The 22,277-nt window shown below is 35.4% G+C and carries 20 protein-coding genes; 13 read left to right on the top strand and 7 right to left on the bottom strand.

What is annotated here, in order from left to right; all coding sequences use genetic code 11:
• The first annotated feature begins 23 nt into the window (after positions 1-23).
• The 4 genes from nadC to priA are packed head-to-tail and all read left to right on the top strand — an operon-like array spanning position 24 to position 4,745.
• Positions 24-881: a carboxylating nicotinate-nucleotide diphosphorylase gene (nadC, locus tag ACEN2N_RS05465; RefSeq protein ID WP_441823367.1), complete on the top strand. Its 858-nt coding sequence runs from the start codon at positions 24-26 to the stop codon at positions 879-881.
• A complete protein-coding gene (locus tag ACEN2N_RS05460) occupies positions 882-1,856 on the top strand; it encodes a YihY/virulence factor BrkB family protein (RefSeq protein WP_424000508.1) in 975 nt (324 codons plus the stop codon).
• The gene (locus tag ACEN2N_RS05455; protein ID WP_441823366.1) at positions 1,846-2,286 is read left to right on the top strand and encodes a DUF2147 domain-containing protein; all 441 of its coding nucleotides are present in this window, start codon (positions 1,846-1,848) and stop codon (positions 2,284-2,286) included. Before ACEN2N_RS05460 ends, ACEN2N_RS05455 begins: the two co-directional genes overlap by 11 nt.
• A gap of 2 nt (positions 2,287-2,288) precedes the next feature.
• On the top strand, positions 2,289-4,745 hold the full coding sequence (gene priA, locus ACEN2N_RS05450) for a replication restart helicase PriA (protein WP_441823365.1): 2,457 nt from the start codon (positions 2,289-2,291) through the stop codon (positions 4,743-4,745).
• Positions 4,746-4,798: 53 nt separating this feature from the next.
• On the opposite strand, the gene ACEN2N_RS05445 is transcribed toward priA, so the two are convergent.
• Positions 4,799-5,491 carry a LytR/AlgR family response regulator transcription factor gene (locus ACEN2N_RS05445; RefSeq protein ID WP_027067302.1) on the bottom strand — a complete coding sequence of 231 codons (693 nt, stop codon included), beginning with the start codon at positions 5,489-5,491 and terminating at the stop codon, positions 4,799-4,801.
• 230 nt (positions 5,492-5,721) lie between these two features.
• Between ACEN2N_RS05445 and rpsF the strand changes: the two genes are divergently transcribed.
• The 8 genes from rpsF to ACEN2N_RS05405 all read left to right on the top strand — a co-directional run bounded on the left by rpsF (position 5,722) and on the right by ACEN2N_RS05405 (position 13,461).
• Complete coding sequence (gene rpsF / locus ACEN2N_RS05440) at positions 5,722-6,063, top strand: 30S ribosomal protein S6 (RefSeq protein WP_027067301.1); 342 nt, start codon at positions 5,722-5,724, stop codon at positions 6,061-6,063.
• A gap of 5 nt (positions 6,064-6,068) precedes the next feature.
• Complete coding sequence (rpsR, locus tag ACEN2N_RS05435; RefSeq protein WP_027067300.1) at positions 6,069-6,365, top strand: 30S ribosomal protein S18; 297 nt, start codon at positions 6,069-6,071, stop codon at positions 6,363-6,365.
• Positions 6,366-6,377: 12 nt separating this feature from the next.
• On the top strand, positions 6,378-6,830 hold the full coding sequence (rplI, locus tag ACEN2N_RS05430; protein WP_424000501.1) for a 50S ribosomal protein L9: 453 nt from the start codon (positions 6,378-6,380) through the stop codon (positions 6,828-6,830).
• A gap of 103 nt (positions 6,831-6,933) precedes the next feature.
• Entirely contained in the window at positions 6,934-10,041 is a 3,108-nt protein-coding gene (locus ACEN2N_RS05425) for a TonB-dependent receptor (protein WP_441823364.1), read from the top strand.
• Positions 10,042-10,102: 61 nt separating this feature from the next.
• A complete protein-coding gene (locus ACEN2N_RS05420; protein WP_424000497.1) occupies positions 10,103-10,579 on the top strand; it encodes a DUF6495 family protein in 477 nt (158 codons plus the stop codon).
• A gap of 83 nt (positions 10,580-10,662) precedes the next feature.
• Positions 10,663-12,042, top strand: a complete 1,380-nt coding sequence (gene hisS / locus ACEN2N_RS05415; RefSeq protein ID WP_441823363.1) for a histidine--tRNA ligase — start codon at positions 10,663-10,665, stop codon at positions 12,040-12,042.
• Positions 12,043-12,178: 136 nt separating this feature from the next.
• Complete coding sequence (locus ACEN2N_RS05410) at positions 12,179-12,949, top strand: SDR family NAD(P)-dependent oxidoreductase (RefSeq protein ID WP_441823362.1); 771 nt, start codon at positions 12,179-12,181, stop codon at positions 12,947-12,949.
• A 77-nt stretch (positions 12,950-13,026) separates the two neighbouring features.
• The gene (locus ACEN2N_RS05405; RefSeq protein WP_441823361.1) at positions 13,027-13,461 is read left to right on the top strand and encodes an RbsD/FucU domain-containing protein; all 435 of its coding nucleotides are present in this window, start codon (positions 13,027-13,029) and stop codon (positions 13,459-13,461) included.
• Positions 13,462-13,493: 32 nt separating this feature from the next.
• On the opposite strand, the gene ACEN2N_RS05400 is transcribed toward ACEN2N_RS05405, so the two are convergent.
• Together ACEN2N_RS05400 and ACEN2N_RS05395 are read right to left on the bottom strand one after the other, a co-directional pair.
• Positions 13,494-14,048: an NUDIX hydrolase gene (locus tag ACEN2N_RS05400; RefSeq protein ID WP_441823360.1), complete on the bottom strand. Its 555-nt coding sequence runs from the start codon at positions 14,046-14,048 to the stop codon at positions 13,494-13,496.
• Between the two features lie 43 nt (positions 14,049-14,091).
• Positions 14,092-15,183 (bottom strand): M42 family metallopeptidase, encoded by a 1,092-nt coding sequence (locus tag ACEN2N_RS05395; protein WP_441823359.1) that lies wholly within the window; start codon positions 15,181-15,183, stop codon positions 14,092-14,094.
• A gap of 104 nt (positions 15,184-15,287) precedes the next feature.
• On the opposite strand from ACEN2N_RS05395, the gene ACEN2N_RS05390 reads away from it, so the two are divergent.
• Complete coding sequence (locus tag ACEN2N_RS05390; protein ID WP_441823358.1) at positions 15,288-15,980, top strand: DUF4294 domain-containing protein; 693 nt, start codon at positions 15,288-15,290, stop codon at positions 15,978-15,980.
• Here ACEN2N_RS05390 and ACEN2N_RS05385 read toward each other — a convergent pair.
• From ACEN2N_RS05385 to ACEN2N_RS05370, 4 genes are all read right to left on the bottom strand, one after another.
• Positions 15,977-16,216: a DUF6095 family protein gene (locus tag ACEN2N_RS05385; RefSeq protein WP_441823357.1), complete on the bottom strand. Its 240-nt coding sequence runs from the start codon at positions 16,214-16,216 to the stop codon at positions 15,977-15,979. The genes ACEN2N_RS05390 and ACEN2N_RS05385 overlap by 4 nt on opposite strands.
• Positions 16,203-17,123 (bottom strand): DUF4249 family protein, encoded by a 921-nt coding sequence (locus ACEN2N_RS05380; RefSeq protein WP_441823356.1) that lies wholly within the window; start codon positions 17,121-17,123, stop codon positions 16,203-16,205. Before ACEN2N_RS05380 ends, ACEN2N_RS05385 begins: the two co-directional genes overlap by 14 nt.
• 3 nt (positions 17,124-17,126) lie before the next feature.
• Positions 17,127-19,526, bottom strand: a complete 2,400-nt coding sequence (locus ACEN2N_RS05375) for a TonB-dependent receptor (RefSeq protein ID WP_441823355.1) — start codon at positions 19,524-19,526, stop codon at positions 17,127-17,129.
• A gap of 194 nt (positions 19,527-19,720) precedes the next feature.
• Positions 19,721-21,937 (bottom strand): NADP-dependent isocitrate dehydrogenase, encoded by a 2,217-nt coding sequence (locus ACEN2N_RS05370; RefSeq protein ID WP_441823354.1) that lies wholly within the window; start codon positions 21,935-21,937, stop codon positions 19,721-19,723.
• Between the last annotated feature and the right edge of the window lie 340 nt (positions 21,938-22,277).

The raw sequence follows: 22,277 nt of genomic DNA, 5'->3' as shown, positions 1-22,277 counted from the left end.
GCAACACAATTGATATTACATATATGATTTCAGAAGAACAGTTTAAAGAAGAGATAACATTAATCATCGCAAATGCTATACGTGAAGATGTTGGTGATGGCGACCATAGTTCATTGGCTTGTATACCAGATTCGGCAACGGGCAAGGCAAAATTGTTGGTAAAAGATGAGGGTATTATCGCTGGTGTAGATTTTGCTGAGCTTGTATTTTATTTTGTAGACCCTAGTTTAAAAATAGAAGTATTAATAAAGGATGGTACGCCAGTAAATCACGGCGATATCGTGTTTTATGTAGAAGGTAGTTCTCAAAGCATATTAAAAGCTGAGCGTTTGGTATTGAATGCAATGCAAAGAATGAGCGCTATAGCAACTAAAACCCATATGTTCGTTAATCTATTGAAAGGTACTGGCACAAAAATTCTAGATACAAGAAAAACTACACCGGGTATTCGTGCGTTAGAGAAGTGGGCGGTAAAAATTGGTGGTGGAGAAAATCACAGATTCGCATTATACGATATGATTATGTTAAAGGATAACCATATTGATTTTGCTGGTGGCATTACCAAGGCAATAAATAAAACCAAGAACTATCTTGAAGAAACGGGTCGCGATTTAAAGATCATTGTTGAAGCAAGAAACTTAGAGGAAATCAAAGAAATTTTAGAGACAGAAGGGGTGTACCGAATATTGATCGATAATTTCAATTATGAAGATACCCGTACGGCAGTCAAATTAATCGGCAACAAATGTTTAACTGAATCTTCTGGTGGTATTAATGAAAATACGATTAGGGATTATGCAGAATGCGGGGTTGATTATATTTCATCGGGAGCATTGACACATTCGGTGTATAACTTAGATTTGAGTTTAAAAGCGGTGTAGATGTCTTTAGAGGTCGAAGAAAAACTAGAAAAAATACCTATTGTAAATTGGTTGGTCAGATTGTTAAAACAAATCAGACTGCCCGGTTTTGAAGGACTTTCTATTTACGATCTTTTAGAAATGTACGTACTTGGTATTTTAAAAGGTACGTTGTCTACAAGAGCCAGTGCTATTGCCTTTAGCTTATTTATGGCGTTGTTTCCTTTGATTATATTTATGGTCACTTTAGTACCTTTTTTGGTGTCTTACATTAGTATTGAACATGGCGATTTTGATGTACAGTTTCAGCTGTTTTTAGAGTCTTTTCTACCTAGTGCCACCGGCGATTATTTCGGAGAGGTATTTCAGCAGATTAAAGATCAAAAGCGAGGCGGCTTATTATCATCGGCATTTTTATTATCTATATTCTTAATGGCTAACGGTGTAAATTCGATTTTTGGAGGCTTTGAAACATCATACCATATCGATTTAACACGACATTTCTTTAGGCAGTATTTATATGCGTTGATGGTTGGTTTAATACTGGCAATTTTAATTATAGTAGGGTTTGTGGTATTTATCTATTTTGAATTTTATGTGCTAGGATATTTATCTGAGTTTGCAGCAAAACAAGGCGGGTATATTTTGGGTGAAGATGAAGTGGTAGGTGTACAAATTGCAAAAGTGCTTTTCTTTATAATTCTATCTTATTTTACTACAGCCATTCTATATTATTTTGGAACACGAGAAGGTAAGCAAGCGAAGTTCTTTTCTTTTGGTGCTCTAATGACAACTACCTTGTTTTTATTAACATCATATCTTTTCGGAATCTATGTTGAAAAGTTCGCTAGGTACAATGAATTATATGGGGCTTTAGGAGGATTATTAATTTTAATGGTCTACATATGGTTAAATTCTAATATATTGCTACTTGGGTTCGAACTGAACGCATCGCTGAATACATTACGTAAAATCACAAAAAAGAATGATAAATAAGAGCATACAATTAACTATTCTATTCACAGTATTTATTTCAATGAGCATTTCTGCTCAGTCCGTTTTTGGAAAGTGGAAAACAATTGATGACCGCACAGGTTTGCCAAAAGGTGTAATTGAAATCTATAAGAAAGAAGGAAGAATGTATGGCAAAGTTGTTAAGATTTTAGAAGAAGGACAAGAAGGAAGGATTTGTGATAAATGCGATGGAGCATTAAAAGATAAGCCCGTAACCGGTATGGAAATCATTACAAACGGAGAGTTACATGATGATGGAGAATGGAAGGGTAAACGATTATTTGATCCAGAACAGGCGATGACTTTTCGTTTTAAGATATGGTTGAATCCAGAAAATGAAGATGAGTTAAAAGTGCGAGGGTATTTGGCATTTATTTACAGAACCCAAACATGGATACGTGTGGAGGGATAACTATGGCAAACTTTATTAATGTAATATTACCCATTCCGCTAGAGAAAAGCTTTACGTACAGTATAACCGAAGAAGAGGCAAAAGTACTTCAGCCTGGTATGCGTGTTGCGGTACCCTTCGGAAAATCAAAAATATATACAGGCGTTGTTCAAAGCATTCACAGTAATCCGCCAGAAGTTTATGAAGCAAAGGAGATTCATGAGTTGTTAGATGAATACCCAATTGTAAATGAGACCCAGCTTAAACATTGGGAGTGGATAGCTTCTTATTACATGTGTACTTTGGGTGAAGTGGTACGCAGTGCATTACCAAGTGCTTTCTTGTTAGAAAGTGAAACATTGATACTTAGAAATACAGAATACGAAATTGATGAAAATGAACTTTTAGATGATGAATTTTTAGTGTTTGAGGCACTTCAACATCAATCTATATTAAAAGTTCAAGAAGTTTCAGCGATTATAGAACGTAAAAATGTACTGCCAATTCTTCAACGATTATTAGAGAAAAAAGTAATTGTTTTAAAAGAAGAAGTGTATGATCAATACAAGCCAAAGTTGGTGCGGTATGTTAAGTTGGGTGCAGAGTTTGCATCCGATGAAAAACTAGAAGAATTATTAAATTCACTTACGAGAGCTCCAAAGCAAAGTCAAGTCGTACTTTCATTATTTCAGTTACGAGGAAAAAGTCAAAAACCTATTAAGGTTTCTGAACTTGAAAAATCTAGCGGTACTTCTAAAGCAGTAATAAAGTCACTGGTCGATAAGGGAATTTTAGAGGAGTATTTTATTAAGACCGATAGAGTTAGTTATGATGGTGATACAGATAATTCAGATACAAAAGACTTAAATGAATATCAAGAAGCAGCCTTATTAGATATAAAATCTGCTTTCGAAGCCGATAAAGTTACCTTATTAAAAGGTGTAACATCTTCGGGTAAAACAGAGGTCTACGTAAAGCTTATTGAAGAATGTCTAGAAAAAGGGTTGCAGGCGTTGTACTTATTGCCAGAAATAGCCTTGACCACACAACTTATTAGTAGGCTTCAAGAATATTTCGGAGAAAGAATAGCCATTTACCATTCTAAATATAATGTTCAAGAACGCGTAGAGGTTTGGCAAAACGTTTTACAAGCGAAACCTAAGGCGCAATTGGTTATAGGTGCTCGATCGGCAATGTATTTGCCTTTTAGTAAGTTGGGGTTGATAATTGTAGATGAGGAACATGAGAGTTCTTTTAAACAATTTGATCCGGCACCAAGATATCATGCTAGAGATGCTGCCATAGTGCTAGGTCATTTACACAAGGCGAATATTCTATTAGGATCGGCAACACCAAGTGTAGAAAGTTATTACAATGTGCAAACGGGCAAATATGGTTATGCAGAAATAACGAGGCGTTATGGTAATGTGCTAATGCCAGAAATGGAGTTGGTCGATATTAAAGAAGCTTCTAGAAAAAGAAAAATGAAAGGTCATTTTTCTGAGCGTCTTTTTATGGAAATGGAAGAAACGCTTAAAGATGGTGCGCAAATTATACTTTTTCAGAATAGACGCGGTTTTGCGCCATTAATGGAGTGTTTAACATGTGGTCATACGCCGCAATGCCCAAATTGCGATGTTAGTTTAACATATCATCAATATAGAAATCAATTACGTTGCCACTACTGTGGTCACCATACGGCATTACCGGAAATTTGTTTTGCATGCGGTAGTCCAGATTTAGATACGAAAGGCTTTGGTACCGAGCAAATAGAGAAAGAGGTTTCAGAATTATTTCCAGAAGCTAAGGTTGGTCGAATGGATTTAGATACTACCCGGGGCAAACACGGTTATGAAAAGATAATTACGGCTTTTGAACAACACGAGTTAGATATTCTGGTAGGTACCCAAATGATCACTAAAGGTCTCGATTTTAGAAATGTGAATTTAGTCGGAGTTATGAATGCAGATTCGTTATTGAACTTTCCTGATTATCGCGCTCATGAAAGAACCTATCAATTATTAACGCAAGTATCGGGTAGGGCAGGGCGAACTAAAAAAAGAGGTCGTGTTATTATACAGACTTATAATCCGTATCACCAAATATTAAAGCAAGTAACTACAAGTGATTATGAAGGTCTGTTTACCGAGCAGTTGTACGAAAGAGAGCAATTTAAATATCCACCGGTAAATAGAATTATTAAAGTAACATTTAAGCATAAAAACTACAATGTGCTGAACGAAGCTGCAGATTGGTTTGCAGGGGCGTTACGCACGAATTTTGGTGGTACTGTTTTAGGACCTGAATATCCGCCAGTGGCAAGAATTAGAAATCAGTATTTGAAACATATCGTAATTAAAGTTCAAAAAGTGCAATCATTGGCACAGACAAAGTCAAATATCAGGCGAATAGAAAAATCGTTTAAAGCTGTGGCAATGTATAGAAGTGTTCGGGTTATCTATAATGTCGACCATATATAATTAAAAAAGACCGCTATTAGCGGTCTTTTTTATAAGTAAATTTATACCATATATTATACGTTACTAAGCGCTTCGGCTAGTTCTGTTTTTTTATTTCTACTTAGAGGTATTGATCTACCGCTAACTTCAACATTTTTACTATTGAATTTCTCAACCTTTTCAAGGTTAATGATATATGATTTGTGAATTCTTAAAAACTTATCTTCTGGCAATTGCTTTTCAAAAGACTTCATTGTTGATAAGATTACGATATTAGCTTCATCAGTTACTAGTTTTATGTAGTCACCAAGTGCTTCTATCCACTTAATATCATTTAAAATAACCTTTCTTTTCTTTAGGTTACTCTTTACGAAAATGTGCTCTTCGTCTTCATTGACTCTGTGCAATTGTTCGTAGTTCGCAACAGCTCTTTTAACAGATGCATCAAAACGTGCCATGGTAATCGGTTTATGTAAATAATCCGTTACGTCATAGTCAAATGCTTTAAGTGCATAATCTGGTTTACCGGTAATCAAAATTACCTGAGGACTGTTTTCTAATGACTCGAGTAGGTCGAATCCTGTAATAATTGGCATCTCAACATCAAGAAATATAAGATCGATCTCATGGTTCTTGATTCCGTTTTTAGCCTCGATAGCATTACTGTACTCAGCTACCATAGTCAAATTCGGATGATTGTTTACCAACTTGGCAACGGCCATCCTTTGCATAGATGAGTCGTCAACGATGATACTTCTTAACTTCATAAGGGTTGATTTGTGGGGTTAAATCATCGACAAAGAACCGAAAAAACATGCTGAACTGCAACAAAAGATGTGAACAATGCACTGTTGATCGTGTAATTGGTAATGATGATATGTTTAAGATTTGGTTTAATTTTTAATGTTGTTACCATTCAATAACGAAGAATATTCGTATTTCTTATAATTATTTTAAAAAAATATCTATTTTTGCACTCTTTAAAAACAAATATAATATGAACCATTACGAAACTGTTTTCATTTTGAATCCCGTTCTATCTGATGTTCAGATAGAGGAAACAGTTAAGAAATTCGAAGATTTCTTAATTAACAATGGCGCCAAAATGGTAGCTAAAGAGAATTGGGGGCTAAAGAAATTAGCTTATCCAATCCAAAACAAAAAGAGTGGCTTTTACCACTTGTTTGAATTTACTAACACTGGTGAGGTAGTTACACCTTACGAACAGGAGTTTAGAAGAGATGAACGTGTTATGCGTTTCTTGACCGTTAAGTTGGACAAGCACGCTGTTGCATGGGCAGAAAAAAGAAGAACAAGAAACAAAACCGCTAAAGCTTAAGTATTATGGCAACATTACAACAACAGGCAAAAGGAAAGAAAGATGGAGAGATCAGGTATCTTACTCCATTAAACATTGAAACCAACACTAAGAAGAAGTATTGTCGTTTTAAAAAATCTGGTATTAAGTACGTAGATTATAAGGATGCTGATTTTTTATTGAAGTTGGTAAACGAGCAAGGTAAATTGTTACCTAGAAGACTTACTGGAACTTCATTGAAGTATCAAAGAAAAGTGGCACAAGCCGTAAAAAGAGCTCGTCATTTGGCGTTAATGCCATATGTTGCTGATTTATTAAAATAAAAGAAAAGAATCATGGAGCTTATATTAAAAGAAGACGTACAAAATTTAGGTTTTAAAGACGACGTAGTAAATGTTAAGAACGGTTACGGAAGAAATTTCCTTATACCTCAAGGCTTAGCTGCTATGGCTACTGTTTCTGCTAAAAAAGTTTTAGCTGAAAACTTAAAGCAAAGAGCACATAAAGAGAAAAAAGTTGTTGATGCTGCTAAGAAAATCGAAGAGGCATTAAAAGCTTTAGAGTTGAAAATTACTGCTAAAACAGGTGCTGCCGATAAATTGTTCGGTTCTGTTACTAATGGTGATTTGGCTGATGCAATTGCAAAAGAAGGTCATTCAATCGACAAGAAATTCATTAGTATTTTAGGTGGTGCAGTTAAAAGAACTGGACCTTACAACGCACAAATTAGATTACACCGTGAGGTGATTGTTGATTTTGGTTTCGAAGTAGTTGCGGAACAAAAATAATTAACTATCTAAGTTGATAAATTTAAAAGAGCTATGCGTGCATAGCTCTTTTTTTATTGGTATTTTTGTTAAAGAACTCATAAATAACTCAAAACCAATAAAAATGAAAAACAGCTTGTTATTGCAAATATTGTTGCTACTTTTCGCAGGTGCAACTTATGGTCAGGTTACTACCTCTAATATTAGAGGTTTAGTAATGGATGATCAAAATCAACCACTTTTTGGCGCAAACATTGTCGCCGTCCACACCCCAACAGGTACAAAGTACGGGTCAATTACCAATGAAGATGGTAGATTCAATCTTTTGAATCTTCGTGTTGGCGGTCCTTACAAAGTAGAAATTTCTTATGTAGGTTTTAAACCTTACGAACTTACCGATGTAGATTTGTCATTAGGGCAAACTTTCAATGTTGATATTAAATTGACAAGTGAAAGTCAGGCATTAGATGAAGTTACTGTAGTATCTGATCGGTCAGGTACTTTTAGTAGTGATCGTACCGGTGCAGAAACAAGTGTAGGTAGAAGAGAATTAACGCGTTTACCGACAATTTCTCGTTCAGCTTCAGATTTTACGCGTTTAGAGCCAACAGCAAGTGGAAATTCATTTGGAGGAAGAAATGATCAGTTCAATAATTTCTCTTTAGATGGTGCTATTTTTAATAATCCTTTCGGATTAGATGCTGCTACACCAGGTGGTCAAACAGATTCACAACCAATATCATTAGATGCAATTGAGCAAATTCAAGTATCTACAGCGCCATATGATGTTACTCAATCAGGATTTACAGGAGCTTCTGTAAATGCCGTTACTAAAAGTGGTTCTAACGAATTTCACGGTACTGTTTATGGTTTCTTTAGAAATGAAGATATGACCGGTGGTAAAATTAAAGGCGATGAAATAGTAAAGCCTAAATTAGATCAAAGTCAATATGGTGTTAGTATTGGTGGTCCAATAGTAAAGAATAAATTATTTTTCTTCGCCAACTTCGAAAAAGATCAGCGTACAGATTTAGGTACAAACGGTTGGGTGCCAAATACAGGTTCAGGAGCAATTAATGAATCAAGAGTATTAGAGAGTGATTTAATAGCTGTACAAAATCAATTGTTGGCGGTAGGTTATGATCCAGGTGCTTATCAAGGTTTTACGCATGATGCAGAATCTACAAAAGGTCTATTTAAGTTAGATTGGAATATTAATGATAATAATCGTTTAGCAGTTATTTATAACTTTTTAAATGCATCTAAACAAAAGCCCGCTCACCCATCAGCTATACAGTTTAGAGGTCCGAACGCAAACACATTGCAGTTTCAGAATTCAGGATATGAAATAAACAATGAGCTAAAATCTATTCAGGTAGAGTTAAACTCAACTTTGTCTGCAACGGCATCAAATAAATTACAAGTAGGTTATACTCATTTTAACGATTTTAGAAATCCGTTTTCTACTCCGGCTCCTTCTATTAACATTACAAAAGATGGTTCTAACTATATAATTGCTGGTCACGAGCCATTTTCAGCAAATAATAGATTGGATCAAAAGGTAATTCAAATTACTAACAACCTTAATTTTTATAAAGGTGATCATACGTACACAGTAGGTTTTTCATTAGAAAAATTCATGTTCGATAACTCTTTTAACCTAACCGCTTATGGTTTTGATTTATTCGGAGGAGTTGACATAGCAGATTTCGATGCATCGACTTATAATTTTGCTGGACCTCAAGCTACCTTTAACGCTAACAATGCTGTGCCAGATGGCGAAGGCTGGGCGTTGGCAGAAACTAATGTAGGTCAGTTGGCATTTTATGTGCAAGATGAATGGAATGTAAATGAGAAATTTAAATTAACATATGGTGTTCGTTTCGATAAGCCATTATTCTTTGACTCAGCAACAAAAGCACAAGATGTAATCGACAGAGGATTTGTAATCGCAGATCAACCTTACCAAAACCCTAATACGGGCGAAACTGTATTTATCGACAATACCCAAATGCCTTCTAATGATTGGTTAATTTCACCAAGAGTTGGTTTTAACTATGATGTGAATGGTGATAGATCATTACAATTACGTGGTGGATCTGGTTTGTTTACAGGTCGTTTCCCATTCGTATGGCTAGGAAACCAAATTTCATCACCAGATGTATTTTTCTTGCAAGCAGTTGATCCAGATTACAAGTTTCCGCAAGTTTGGAGAACGAATTTAGGTGCAGATAAGCGTTTAGATAATGGTATGGTGCTTACTGCAGATTTATCGTATACTAAAGATATTAATGGACCACATGTTCAAAACTGGGCATTGACATCTCCTTCAGGCAATTTATCTGGTGTTGATACAAGAGCGACATATACATCGGGCGATTTATTAAATAGCTTTGGTTTAGGAGCAGGACCTTATGTATTTACAAATTCAAATAAAGGTAGAATTTGGAACGCTTCTTTTAAAGCACAAAAGACGTTTGATAAAGGTTTATATACCATGTTGGCATATAGCTATTTAGATGCTAAAGATGTAAATTCTATTGAGGCAGAAATTACATCAGATGCTTTCGTAGGTAATCCAGTTGTAAACGATGCAAATGCAGATGTTTTAGCACCCTCTAAATATGGAGATAAACACAGATTCATTGGTGTAGCTAGTAAAAATTGGGTATACGGTAATGGTAAATGGGGTAGTACACTTTCTACATTCTTTGAGTATGCTCAAGGTGGTAGATTCAACTATACCTATGGTGGTGATATTAATGGAGATGGATCAGGGCTTAATGACCTTATTTATGTACCAACATCTGCTGAAATTGGTCAAATGCAATTTGCAGGAGCCGGTCAAGGTGCTGCTTTTGATGCTTATATTGCTCAAGATGATTACTTAAGTGGTCAAAGAGGGCAGTATGCAGAGCGTTACGGAGCTTTAGCGCCATGGAGGGGTCGTTGGGATGTAAAGTTCTTACAAGATTATAAAATCACCGTTTCAGAAGGAAAAACAAATACTATTCAATTCAGTGTTGATGTATTGAATATTGGTAACATGATCAGTTCTGATTGGGGCTTGGTTCAACAACCGAACAACATTCAGCCTGTAGGTGTAACTGTTGATCCAGCTACAAGTGTGCCAACATACACGTTTAATCCAGAGTTGACACAAACCTTTGGTTACGATGCTAGTTTGTTATCTAGATGGCAAGCACAAGTAGGATTGAGATATATCTTCTAAGTTTTTAAAATTAAGTTGTAAAAGCCCTAGCAAATATGTTAGGGCTTTTTATTTTTGCAAAATGAAATACACGAGGCTAACAAAAGAGCAATTGGAAGAATTGCATCCAGAATTCATTAATTTTCTGGCAACACAATCTATAACGGGAGATGAGTGGGATTCCATAAAAAAAGATAAACCAAAGGTAGCGGAAGAAGAATTAGACGTTTTTAGCGATTTGGTGTGGGAAGGAGTGTTGAGTAAGGTTTCTTATTTAGAGAATATTTCAGATAAGCAAATGCACCTATTTCATTTAACTGAAAAAGAGATGAAATTGATTTCGGTAAAAGTGATGAATCCAGCAATAGATTTAACAACTGCAGTTGGTTTTGATTGGTTTAAAAGAAACTGGCAATCAGACTTTGTTGAATATTTAACCGCTGCAAAAGCGTATACCGATGACAAAAATGTAGATAAGTTTTTGTTATTAAAACAAGGTGCGGTAATTACAAAGGGCGATTTGTACCAGTGGTTCGAAAATGTAATAGGCACCTCTTAGAAAAGTAAAAAATCTAATATTCATACTATTGCAATATCACCTTATTTATTTGAAGGTTATATTTGTAATACAATAAAAAATTAATGGCACAGAAACCATCTATACCAAAAGGAACTCGCGATTTAAATCCATCAGAAATTGCAAAGCGTAATTACATTTTTGATATTATAAAAAAGAACTTTCAAACGTATGGCTTTCAACCCATTGAAACTCCTTCTTTTGAGAATTCAGATACGTTGTTGGGTAAATATGGAGAAGAAGGTGATCGCCTGATTTTTAAGATATTAAATTCTGGAGATTTTATAAGTAAGGTAGATGATGACACTTATGCAGATAAAAATTCGAACAGTATTGCTCCGAAGATTACAGAAAAGGCATTGCGATATGATTTAACAGTACCGTTTGCGCGCTATGTAGTAATGCATCAAAATGAGTTGGATTTCCCTTTTAAGCGCTATCAAATTCAACCGGTGTGGAGAGCAGATAGACCGCAAAAAGGAAGATTTAGAGAGTTTTTTCAATGTGATGCCGATGTTGTTGGCTCAGATTCGTTGTTGCAAGAAGTAGAATTGATTCAATTATATGATGCCGTATTTTCTGAATTAAAATTGGAAGGGGCAACTATAAAAATGAACAATAGAAAAATCTTAGCTGGTATAGCTGAAGTTATCGGTGCTAAAGACCTATTGATAGATTTTACTGTTGCCTTAGATAAGTTGGATAAAATAGGCGAGGACGGCGTGAAAAAAGAAATGCTTGCTAAGGGAATTTCTGAGGAAGCAATAAAAAAAGCTTCACCGTTGTTTATGCCTCAAGGTACGAATGAAGAGCAATTAACACGTTTGGATGAACTTTTAAAAGATTCTGAAGAAGGTAAAAAAGGATTGGAAGAACTTCGTTTTATCTTAGAAACAATAGCTGTTTTAGGCTTACAATCTGCTATTTTAACGATTGATGTAACTCTTGCACGTGGACTAAATTATTACACAGGAGCTATTTTTGAAGTTGCTGCACCAGAAGGTGTGCAAATGGGATCTATAGGTGGCGGTGGTCGCTATGATGATCTTACAGGTATTTTCGGACTAAAGAATGTAAGTGGAGTTGGTATTTCATTTGGTCTAGATCGCATTTATTTGGTGTTAGAAGATTTAAATCTTTTTCCTGAAGCTATTGATCAATCACTGCAAGTATTTTGTGTAAATTTTGGAGATAAAGAAGCTATGGCGGCTTTGAAGCTGGTAAGTCAATTGCGTAAAGAAGGTGTTACAGCTGATATTTATCCGTCGAGTGCCAAGATGCAAAAGCAGATGAAATACGCCAATAATCGTAATGTGCCTTATGTCATTTTAATAGGGGAACAAGAGTTAGATAATAATTCTTTCATCGTTAAAAACATGAAAGAAGGCTCACAAAAAGAGTATAGTTTAGACAATGTTTCTCAATTCGTTGCTTTTTTAAGTTAAGTACTGTAAAATCAGATAGTATTTTACTGAGTCATTTTTGATTATATTTGGTTAACCAATCTGGTTGTGCAGTTTTTTATTTTACAATTGGGTTAGATTTAAACCACAATAAAATCAAGATTTATAATTGAAAATTATGACGAATAGTAATAAATTATCTGGAAAAAATATACTCATTACTGCTGGTGCTCAGGGTATTGGAGAAGCAATAACGAAGCATTTTATTGATTGTGGTGCCCATGTTGCTATTCATTATTTTTCAAGTGCAGATACTGCAAACGAATTGGTAAAATATGCAACTGACAAGGGTTTAAAAGCAATTGCAATTAGCGGAAATTTAACAAAAGAAGAAGACGCCAATGCATTGGTAGAGAAAACAGTTGAAGCTTTCGGAGGTCTCAACGTCTTAATTAATAATGCAGGTTCATTAGTTGCGCGTAAAATGCTTAGCGAAATGGAAACTGAGTTTTGGCACAAGGTTATGGATATCAATCTTACATCAATGATGTTCGTTACCAGAGCTGCAGCACCTTATTTAGCAAAAAATGAAAATAGTAGTATTGTCAATTTGGCTTCATTGGCTGGGCGTAAAGGTGGTCACCCCGGATCTTTAGTTTATTCTACCAGTAAAGGAGCTATTTTAACCTACACAAGGGCACTTGCTTCAGAATTAGGTCCGCAAGGAACAAGAGTAAACGCTGTTGCACCAGGACTTATCTTAGGTACTTCATTTCACAACACGCATACAACTAAAGAATCTGTTGCAGAAACTACAAAAGGTATTCCTATTCAAAGAGCGGGTAATGCAGATGACGTTGCAAGAGCTGTTTTGTACCTAGCATCTGAATACGATGGCTTTATTACTGGTGCAACGCTTGATATTAATGGCGGTGTCTACAATATGTAGTTTTTCAAAAAACTATAGAGAACACTTGTTAATTATTACGAACTAGCGTTTCATTTTCATTTTCTTAAAATATATACATGCTAAAGACTCCTATCATACATCCAACAATCATGGAAGCGCTTGGGCGTTCAGGTCATTTTGCGCAAGTGGTCATTGCATATGGTAATTTACCAGTAGGTGCTATGACCGGTTCTAATTCGACTACCGTACATTTAAATTTTCGCCCAGGATTGTTAGATGCATTAACTGTTTTGGAAGGAATTTTAGAAGTTTGCCCTGTACAAGGGGCTATTGTAATGGAGAAACCTGCAGAAGCAAACGCTGAAATTCACGATGCCTATAAAAAATTACTTGGCGATGTAACTTGGGATGAAATGGAACGTTGGGCTTTCTACGATAAAATTAGAGACCAAAATACGACCTTAATAATACAGAAAGGAGAACAGCGTCGTTTTGCCAATTTGATTTTAACCGTTGGCGTTGTAAAAATGGCTGAAGAATCCGGATTTTAATTAATTCCATTTTTTTTCGGAAGTAATTCCCTTTAAAGCCTGTTTAATCTATCAGATATTTCTTTAAGTATAGTTTCATAATAAGATATGTTATGAGGCACATAGTTATATGTTGAAACGTCTTTTAGCTCAATGCCGAACTGGTTTTTGGAAACGAGCTTCAAGGCTTCAACTTCGCTATCCTGCTTTTGAAGTGTATTAAATGGCGATTTTATCTCAGCTATAAATGTATGATGAAACTCATAGTCTTTCAGCACTTCGGAGTGATTTTTTACAGATTTAAAAATTCCTATTTTTTCTAAATCAGAAGAAGCGATGTTCAGTCCTATTTCTTCTTGTACTTCTCGTAAAGCAGAAGTTACGATGTCTTCACCGGCGCCAATATGTCCTGCAACCGAAACATCCCACAATAGTGGATAAATATCCTTTTTTCTTCCGCGTTGTTGAATAAGAATTTCTCCATCCGAAGTATAGAACCATATATGAACGGTTTGATGAAACCATCCGTTTTTATGCGCTTCAGACTTCATGGCGGTTGTATTCGTCATGTTGCCATCAGCATCTAAAATATCTATTAATTCATCCATAGAACAAAAAAAATCCCTCCGATAAAAGAGGGATTATATAAATTTATTCGAAGTAGCTAAAAGTTTCTCCGTCTTTAATTGTTAGAAGTGTTTCATAAATTAAACGAATTACATTTTCTACGTCATCTTTATGTACCATCTCAACCGTAGTGTGCATGTAACGTAAAGGCAAAGATATCAATGCTGAAGCAACTCCGCCATTGCTATAAGCAAAAGCATCTGTATCGGTACCAGTTGCTCTAGAAGCAGCCATACGTTGAAAAGGAATTTTTTTCTTCTCAGCTGTATCTAGTATACGCTCACGTAATTTATTTTGAACAGCAGGAGCATATGAGATAACTGGTCCGGCTCCAATTTCGGTATGTCCTTGTATCTTTTTATCGATCATTGGTGTTGTAGTATCATGACAAACATCTGTAATGATTGCAACATTGGGTTTAATGGTCTGCGTAATCATTTCAGCACCACGTAGACCTATTTCTTCTTGAACTGAATTAGTTATATATAGACCGAAAGGTAGTTTCACTTTATTCTCGTGAAGTAAACGCGCTACTTCTGCAATCATAAATCCACCAGCACGGTTATCTATTGCTCTACAAACAAATTTATCATCGTTAAGTACTTGAAAAGTATCAGGATATGTAATAACACAACCAACGTGAACTCCCATTTTTTCTACTTCAGCTTTGTCTTTAGCACCTATATCTATGCTGATATTATCCAATTTAGGGGCTAATTCTTCCTTTTCACCTTTACGGGTATGAATAGCCGGCCAGCCAAAAACACCTTTAATAATTCCTTTTTTAGTATGGATGTTTACCCATTTAGAAGGAGCAATTTGGTGATCACTACCGCCGTTACGAATAACATAGATTAAACCGTTATCTGTAATATAATTAACATACCAAGAGATTTCATCTGAATGCCCTTCAATAACAACCTTATATTTAGCGTCAGGATTAATAACTCCAACTGCGGTACCGTAAGTATCTGTAATAAAAGTGTCTACATATGGTTTTAAGTAATCCATCCATATTTTTTGTCCTTCCCATTCATAACCAGTAGGAGCAGCATTATTCAAGTATTTTTCAAAAAAGTCTAGTGACTTTTTAGTAATTATTTTTTTATCAGCCATCAATGTACGTTTAAGATACAAACTTAAGAATATTAGCGTTGTATTAATAATAACCTTCTTTAATAATCGTTAATTTTGGCAGGACTTTTGTTTAGCTCATGGTAATGAAACATAACTTTTTAGCCTTTTTTACAATCTTAACCGGTATTCTTTTAGGTAATGCCCAAGTTGAGGAACAGGAATTGGATTCAGTTGCTGAAAAAATGATAATTATAGCTGGTGATTCACTGGCGCAAAATTCTATTGCTTTAGAGGAAGCATATGTTTTTGGTAAGCTCAAATTCTCATCATATGATGACAAGTTACGGTATTACATTTTACGCAGAAAAACGCAAAAAGTATATCCGTACGCTAAAATGGCGGCAGAACGTTTGGTAGAGTTGAACGATAGTTTAGCTGCTATGAAAAACGTAAGAAAACGTAAAAAATATACCAAAAAAGTTCAGAAATTTATTGAAGAAGAGTTTTCTGAAGAATTAAAGAAGCTAACCCGTACAGAAGGTCAAATATTAGTAAAGTTAATTTATCGGCAAACAGGTACTACAGCTTTCGATTTGGTCAAAGACTTACGCAATGGTTGGCGTGCCTTTTGGTACAATACCACAGCTAAACTTTTTAGTATTAGTATTAAAGAAGAATTTCATCCAGATCTAATAGAGGAAGATTATTTAATTGAAGATATTTTACAACGTGCCTTTTCTCAAGGCAAGCTTGAACGGCAAGAAACCGTTCTCGATTATGATTATGATAAGTTGTATAATAAATGGAAGAGAACCGCAAAAGTACCTAAAGATTAACGCGATTTAATTTTCTTACCGAACATGGAATCCATAATAGTCATAATGCCCTTAAAGCCCATAAAAACTGCAACGGTGGCTAGAATCAATCCAAGAATGAAAACTGGCCAGAACAAAAAATGTTCTTGATTTTTAAATGCTTGCCAAAGTACTAGTGGTGCTGTAAACATGAGCACTACGGTTATGGCTAGGCGTTTTAGACCAGTTACCAGTAAATCTTTATCAGTTCGTCTCATTGTTGGTAATTACTATACTGTCTTTATATTCTTCTACGATAGCGAAATAACCCAGAGCGTAATTATTTGAACGTTCTACATTATCAAAAACTTCATTATTATCAACACCGGTAATGTTTATTATATTACCTCTAACCGTGGCTGCAGGCGTCTGAAACGGACCTTGGTCACCACCAGACTGAACGATGATTTGGTTCATGTAATTATAAAAAGATTCATCTACACCCATAAGACTAATATTTACTACTGAGCTCGTATTTAGTTCGAGTTCATTATCATAAAAGTATGAGAATATAAACGTTTGTCCTTGATAAAACTCATCTTCGGTAACTAGAAATTCACCGAAATCTAAATCTAATAAATAAAAATCATTACTGTCGGCAGGGTCGGTAAATGCTACGATTATTTCGGTTTCATCTCCTGAAAATAAAGTTTCGTCACCTTGCTCTAATGAGTCTATTGGTACAGATTTTACATAAGTTGTAGTTGCGAAATAGCGTTCTTCATCTGTTTCAAGAATCAGCTGAAAAACATCACCTTCATTAATGCTACTTACTCTAATTCGTTGGTCACTATCAAACGAAGGGTCTGGCGCCCATTTACCACTACCTGCTTCAACTTCCGCTAAGTTTGATATACCGCCACCTTCTAAAATCTCTGGGGCATCTTCTCTTGGGGTTCCGTAATAAATAATGGCACTTTTAATAGTCGCGACAGTGTTCTCTTCGAAGAACGAACTACTTTGTGAAACTTTTATCTCTATGGGTAAATATTCTTGAGTTACGTCAACTCTAATAACACCTTCAACGATAAGTCTAGTTTCATTTTCTGGCAAATCAACATCAATAATGTCTTCACAAGAAATGCAAAACGCAATGGCAAATAATATCAACAAATAACGTCTCATGGCTTATAATTTAAAATTATAGGTAACAGCAGGTACGATTCCGAAAATTGAGGTACGTACAGCTTCATTGGCTCCGGTATCATCATTTTGTCTAAAACTAATAGACGCCGCATTTCTTCTGTTGTAAACATTATAAAGGCTAAATACCCATTCGCCCTGTATTTTTCTATTCTTATTTTTTCTAGGTGTCAACGTAGCAGAGAGATCTAGTCGATTGTAAGCCGGTAATCTTTGGGTATTACGAAGTCCGTAATAGGGTACCGTTAAATCTTGAAATTGAAATTGACCTATTGGGTAATTTGTAGGTTGACCTGTTTGGTAAGTGAAATTGCTACTGAAACTCCATTTATCGTTAACATCGTAATTTAAAAATAAAGATACATCATGGGTTTTGTCGTAAGGTGTGTTGTACCAATTACCAAAATTAATACCTGATTCTAAATTACTTCTACCGTTATCTGCTATAGATGCTCTACCGGGTGTGCGCTGCTCAGATTTTGATAAGGTATATGCTAACCAGCCTTGAAGTTTACCTTCATTTTTTCGTAACAAAAACTCCAGACCGTAAGCACGGGCTTCTCCGTTTAAAATTACTTGTTCGATAGCATTGTTTGCGATTAAATTGGCACCGTCAATGTAATCAATTCTATTTTGCACCTCTTTAAAGAAAACTTCAGTTTCAACAGAGTAATCGGCATCTTCAATATTCTTGAAATATCCGAAAGCATATTGATCTAATAGCTGTGGTTTGGTAAACGGTCCGCTAGGTGTCCAAACATCTAGCGGAGTAGGGGAGCTCGTGTTCGAAAGTAGGTGTAAGTATTGAGCTAATCTTGTATAGCTAGCTTTTATAGAGCTAGTCTCGTTCAAGGTGTAAGATAAAGATGCTCTCGGCTCAAAATTACTGAAGTTAGATATTGTGGTACCTCTATCAGGGTTAATGACATCAATAGGATCTGCTTCTTTATAAATCAGCAAAAAAGGATCAAACTCAACAGGATTGTTATTGGCATAAACATTTAGTTCATCTTGACCTAGCCTCATAAAGTGGCTAAAACGTAACCCATAGCCAAGGCTTAAATTATCGGTTACTCGATGTTCAAAATCTACATAGGCAGCAAATTCATTGGCGTATTTTTGAATCAATTGTTCTTCAACAATTCCTGATTCGGAATTACTTGGTTCAATTTTACCGGGATTAAATTGATAGTACACATTATTGACTCCGTAGTTTACCTGTAACTTATCTGTAGCGTAGTGTTTTAGGTCGTATTTGATGTTGAAATTACGAATACCTGAATTCCAGTTGAATCCAACAAAATCTAATTTCAATCCGTAATAGTAATCCGAATAAATCAGCGAAAGGTTTGAGAAAAGCTTGTCGGAAAACAAATGGTTCCATCTAAAATTAGCAACAGAATTACCGTAGGTATTTACAAAGCTATCGTTTATGCCAAAAACATCTCTTCCAAAATAACCGGATAGAAAAATATTATTTTTATCGTTTATCCTGTAGTTTAATTTAGTGTTAAGGTCATAGAAATAAGCCGTATTATCTACATCGAACAGCGGTAGAAAAAGATGGGCATACGAAGCTCGACCGCCAATTAGAAAAGCCGCTTTGTCTTTCTTTATAGGGCCTTCGACCAGAAGTCTACTCGCTACGGCTCCTATACCGCCATTCATTTTAAACTCTTTGCTGTTACCTTCTTTTTGGAAAATATCTAGAACCGAAGAAACTCTACCACCATAACGCGCGGGAATTCCGCCTTTATAAAGTTTTACATCTTTTATAGCATCAGGATTAAAAACCGAAAAGAATCCGAATAAGTGAGATGAGTTAAAGATGATAGCCTCATCTAATAAAATAAGATTTTGATCAGCCGAGCCGCCACGAACATTAAAGCCCGAAGCACCTTCACCAGCATTTGTAACCCCAGGAAGCAATAGAATAGATTTAATGACATCAGCTTCACCCAGAATTACCGGTATTTTTTTGATGGTACCAACTGATAACGTATTAACGCTCATTTGTGGTTTTCTGATATCCATCTTTTCCACATTTTCGGTAACCACTACTTCTTCTAATTCTTCTGCCTCTTCGTCAAGTAAATAATCTAAACGTCTATTTTCTGTAAGGGTTATTTCTTGTAGAACATCTTTAAAACCTAAGGAGCTAATTAAAACTTTATATGTGCCTTCTGGTAATGTAATGGAATAGAAGCCATATTCATTTGTAGTTGCTCCTGTACTCAATTCAGGTATAGCAATGGTAACACCAATGAGTGTTTCGTTACTTCTAGATTCTGATATAGTGCCGCTTAGGGTAAATTTTTGTTGTCCCCATGATGAAAATGAGAGGCATAGCAGCGTTGTAAGAATAATTGGTAAATATCCTTTCATCAATTTTTTTGTAAAAATACTTAGAAATTACTGACTCTCCTAAAACAAATTAGACTCGATCAAGAAGATTGATCGAAATGATTTTTTTTAGTATTTTACGTATGTATACTTGTGAAAATTTCGCTTCATAAAATTGTTACAAAAAAAACACCCTCAAAATGTATTGAGGGTGTTTTGTAACGAAGTTTACTAGGTTAAATGGAATCTAAAATTCTATTTAAAGTTGTACTTGGTCTCATTGCTTTTTCTACTAGAATAGGATCTGGTTTGTAGTAACCACCGATTTCTTGTTTAGAACCCTGAGCATCTATTAATTCAGTAAGAATCTGAGATTCATTATTGTTAATTTCTGTGCTTACTTTTGAAAATATGGATTTCAATTCAGCATTGTCATCTTGCAATGCTAATGCCTCTGCCCAATATTTAGCTAAAAAGAAGTGACTACCTCTGGTATCTATTTCTTTAACCTTTCTAGAAGGAGATTTATCGTTTAATAAAAATTTCTCGGTAGCACTATCTAAAGTATCACCAAGAATTTTAGCAGCTGCGTTTGCATTTTTCTCACCGTAGAATTCTAACGAAACTCCTAAAGCTAAAAACTCACCTAAAGAATCCCATCTAAGGTGACCTTCTTCTAAAAATTGCTCTACGTGTTTTGGAGCAGAGCCACCAGCACCCGTTTCAAAAAGTCCGCCACCATTCATTAAAGGAACAATAGAAAGCATTTTCGCGCTAGTACCTACTTCTAAAATAGGAAATAAGTCAGTAAGGTAATCACGTAATACGTTACCAGATACAGAAATAGTATCCTTACCAGCTTTCATTCTTTTTAAAGTAAATTCTGTAGCCTTTATTGGGGACATGATTTGAATGTCTAAACCTTTAGTGTCTTCTTGAGCTAAATAAGTATTTACTTTTTTAATCAGCTCGGCATCATGTGCTCTATTTTTATCTAACCAAAATATAGTAGGATCATTAGTAGCCTTAGCTCTTGATACTGCTAATTTTACCCAGTCTTGAATAGGTGCGTCTTTTACTTGGCACATACGCCAAATATCACCCTCGCTTACTGAGTGCTCAATTATAACCTTACCACTTTCTAAATCAACAACTTGAACTTTTCCGTTTTGTTTGATTTCAAAAGTCTTGTCATGAGAACCGTATTCTTCCGCTTTTTGAGCCATTAGCCCAACATTTGGTACGGTACCCATCGTTGTAGGGTCAAATGCACCATGCTCTTTGCAGAAATCTATAGTTGCTGAGTAAATACCGGCATAGCTACTGTCGGGTATAACAGCTTTTGTGTCTTGAGCTTTACCTTCTTTATTCCACATTTGACCAGAATTTCTGATCATTGCCGGCATAGATGCATCAATGATAATATCGCTTGGTACGTGAAGATTGGTAATACCTTTATCAGAATTTACCATTGCTAATTCAGGACCGTTCGCTAATGCTGCATCTAAATCTTTAGTAATAGCCTCTTTTTCGCTTGCAGGAAGCTCTTCAATTTTCTGATATAAACTAGCTAAACCGTCATTAGGGCTAATACCTAATTTATCGAAAGTGCCAGCATACTTTTCAAAAACAGATTTTAAGAAAGTTTCTACAACATGCCCAAATATTATTGGATCAGAAACTTTCATCATTGTAGCTTTTAAATGCACAGAAAAAAGAACACCTTTATCTTTAGCATCTTTTATTTCTTTCTTCAAGAAATCAAGTAAAGCTGTTTTGCTCATTACCGTAGCATCGATAATTTCGCCTTTAAGCAAAGCCAAGTTGTCTTTTAAGATGCTTTCAGAACCTTCTGAGACTAATTTAATTTGTACAGATGTAGCATTGTTCAAAGTCAATGATTTTTCATTGGCCTGAAAATCACCGTCGCCCATTGTGGCTACATGCGTTTTAGAGCTAGAGCTCCAAGCACCCATACTGTGCGGATTTTGCTTTGCGTAATTTTTTACAGCTCTAGGTGCTCTACGGTCAGAGTTTCCTTCACGTAGTACTGGGTTTACTGCACTACCTTTTATTTTATCATATTTCGCCTTAATCTCTTTTTCCTCATCGTTCTTAGGCTCATCTGGGTAGCTAGGTAATTTATAACCTTTAGACTGTAATTCTTTTATAGCTTCGTTCAATTGAGGAACCGAAGCACTTATGTTAGGTAATTTGATAATATTCGCTTCTGGCTGTTTTGCCATATTGCCCAGTTCTTCCAAATCATTGGACACCTGTTGCTCTTTCGTTAAAAACTCGGGAAAAGTAGCAGCTATTCTACCAGCTAAAGAAATGTCTTTAGTTTCAATTTCGATTCCTGATGATTTAGTGAACGCTTTTACAATAGGTAAAAAAGACTCCGTTGCCAATGCAGGCGCCTCGTCTGTTTTGGTATAAAAAATTTTGGACATTTGCGGTTTGTTTTAATTTAAGCGGAACAAATATACGATTTTCTAAAAGTTTGAAAGCGGGGAGAGGTCTTAATATTTTAGGTCAGGAAGATAGATTTGTTAAATAATAAAAGCCATATCAATGTACGCATACAATGATATGGCTTTTTAGAAATAGTTTACGGACAGTTTGTTCTAATTTTTCATTAAAACGGCAACCCTTGATTGCATCCGTTTCACTAATTCAACGTTTAAAATGCTTTTCGATTCTCAGATACGTAACCTAACATCTACACATCATTTCTTTTTTATTGTCTTCATGGAAGATTAAAAACCTAATATATAGTTTTTTTAAAATTCA

Source organism: Maribacter spongiicola (assembly GCF_052119685.1).
GTDB classification, from domain to species: Bacteria; Bacteroidota; Bacteroidia; order Flavobacteriales; family Flavobacteriaceae; genus Maribacter; species Maribacter spongiicola_A.
This window is presented reverse-complemented; position numbering and strand designations above follow the sequence as displayed.

What these genes read in the sequence shown, in the direction of transcription:
- nadC (WP_441823367.1), top strand. Translation starts at nt 24, where the DNA reads ATGATTTCAGAAGAACAGTTTAAAGAAGAGATAACATTAATCATCGCA.
- ACEN2N_RS05460 (WP_424000508.1), top strand. Translation starts at nt 882, where the DNA reads ATGTCTTTAGAGGTCGAAGAAAAACTAGAAAAAATACCTATTGTAAAT.
- ACEN2N_RS05455 (WP_441823366.1), top strand. Translation starts at nt 1,846, where the DNA reads ATGATAAATAAGAGCATACAATTAACTATTCTATTCACAGTATTTATT.
- priA (WP_441823365.1), top strand. Translation starts at nt 2,289, where the DNA reads ATGGCAAACTTTATTAATGTAATATTACCCATTCCGCTAGAGAAAAGC.
- ACEN2N_RS05445 (WP_027067302.1), bottom strand. Translation starts at nt 5,491, where the DNA reads ATGAAGTTAAGAAGTATCATCGTTGACGACTCATCTATGCAAAGGATG.
- rpsF (WP_027067301.1), top strand. Translation starts at nt 5,722, where the DNA reads ATGAACCATTACGAAACTGTTTTCATTTTGAATCCCGTTCTATCTGAT.
- rpsR (WP_027067300.1), top strand. Translation starts at nt 6,069, where the DNA reads ATGGCAACATTACAACAACAGGCAAAAGGAAAGAAAGATGGAGAGATC.
- rplI (WP_424000501.1), top strand. Translation starts at nt 6,378, where the DNA reads ATGGAGCTTATATTAAAAGAAGACGTACAAAATTTAGGTTTTAAAGAC.
- ACEN2N_RS05425 (WP_441823364.1), top strand. Translation starts at nt 6,934, where the DNA reads ATGAAAAACAGCTTGTTATTGCAAATATTGTTGCTACTTTTCGCAGGT.
- ACEN2N_RS05420 (WP_424000497.1), top strand. Translation starts at nt 10,103, where the DNA reads ATGAAATACACGAGGCTAACAAAAGAGCAATTGGAAGAATTGCATCCA.
- hisS (WP_441823363.1), top strand. Translation starts at nt 10,663, where the DNA reads ATGGCACAGAAACCATCTATACCAAAAGGAACTCGCGATTTAAATCCA.
- ACEN2N_RS05410 (WP_441823362.1), top strand. Translation starts at nt 12,179, where the DNA reads ATGACGAATAGTAATAAATTATCTGGAAAAAATATACTCATTACTGCT.
- ACEN2N_RS05405 (WP_441823361.1), top strand. Translation starts at nt 13,027, where the DNA reads ATGCTAAAGACTCCTATCATACATCCAACAATCATGGAAGCGCTTGGG.
- ACEN2N_RS05400 (WP_441823360.1), bottom strand. Translation starts at nt 14,048, where the DNA reads ATGGATGAATTAATAGATATTTTAGATGCTGATGGCAACATGACGAAT.
- ACEN2N_RS05395 (WP_441823359.1), bottom strand. Translation starts at nt 15,183, where the DNA reads ATGGCTGATAAAAAAATAATTACTAAAAAGTCACTAGACTTTTTTGAA.
- ACEN2N_RS05390 (WP_441823358.1), top strand. Translation starts at nt 15,288, where the DNA reads ATGAAACATAACTTTTTAGCCTTTTTTACAATCTTAACCGGTATTCTT.
- ACEN2N_RS05385 (WP_441823357.1), bottom strand. Translation starts at nt 16,216, where the DNA reads ATGAGACGAACTGATAAAGATTTACTGGTAACTGGTCTAAAACGCCTA.
- ACEN2N_RS05380 (WP_441823356.1), bottom strand. Translation starts at nt 17,123, where the DNA reads ATGAGACGTTATTTGTTGATATTATTTGCCATTGCGTTTTGCATTTCT.
- ACEN2N_RS05375 (WP_441823355.1), bottom strand. Translation starts at nt 19,526, where the DNA reads ATGAAAGGATATTTACCAATTATTCTTACAACGCTGCTATGCCTCTCA.
- ACEN2N_RS05370 (WP_441823354.1), bottom strand. Translation starts at nt 21,937, where the DNA reads ATGTCCAAAATTTTTTATACCAAAACAGACGAGGCGCCTGCATTGGCA.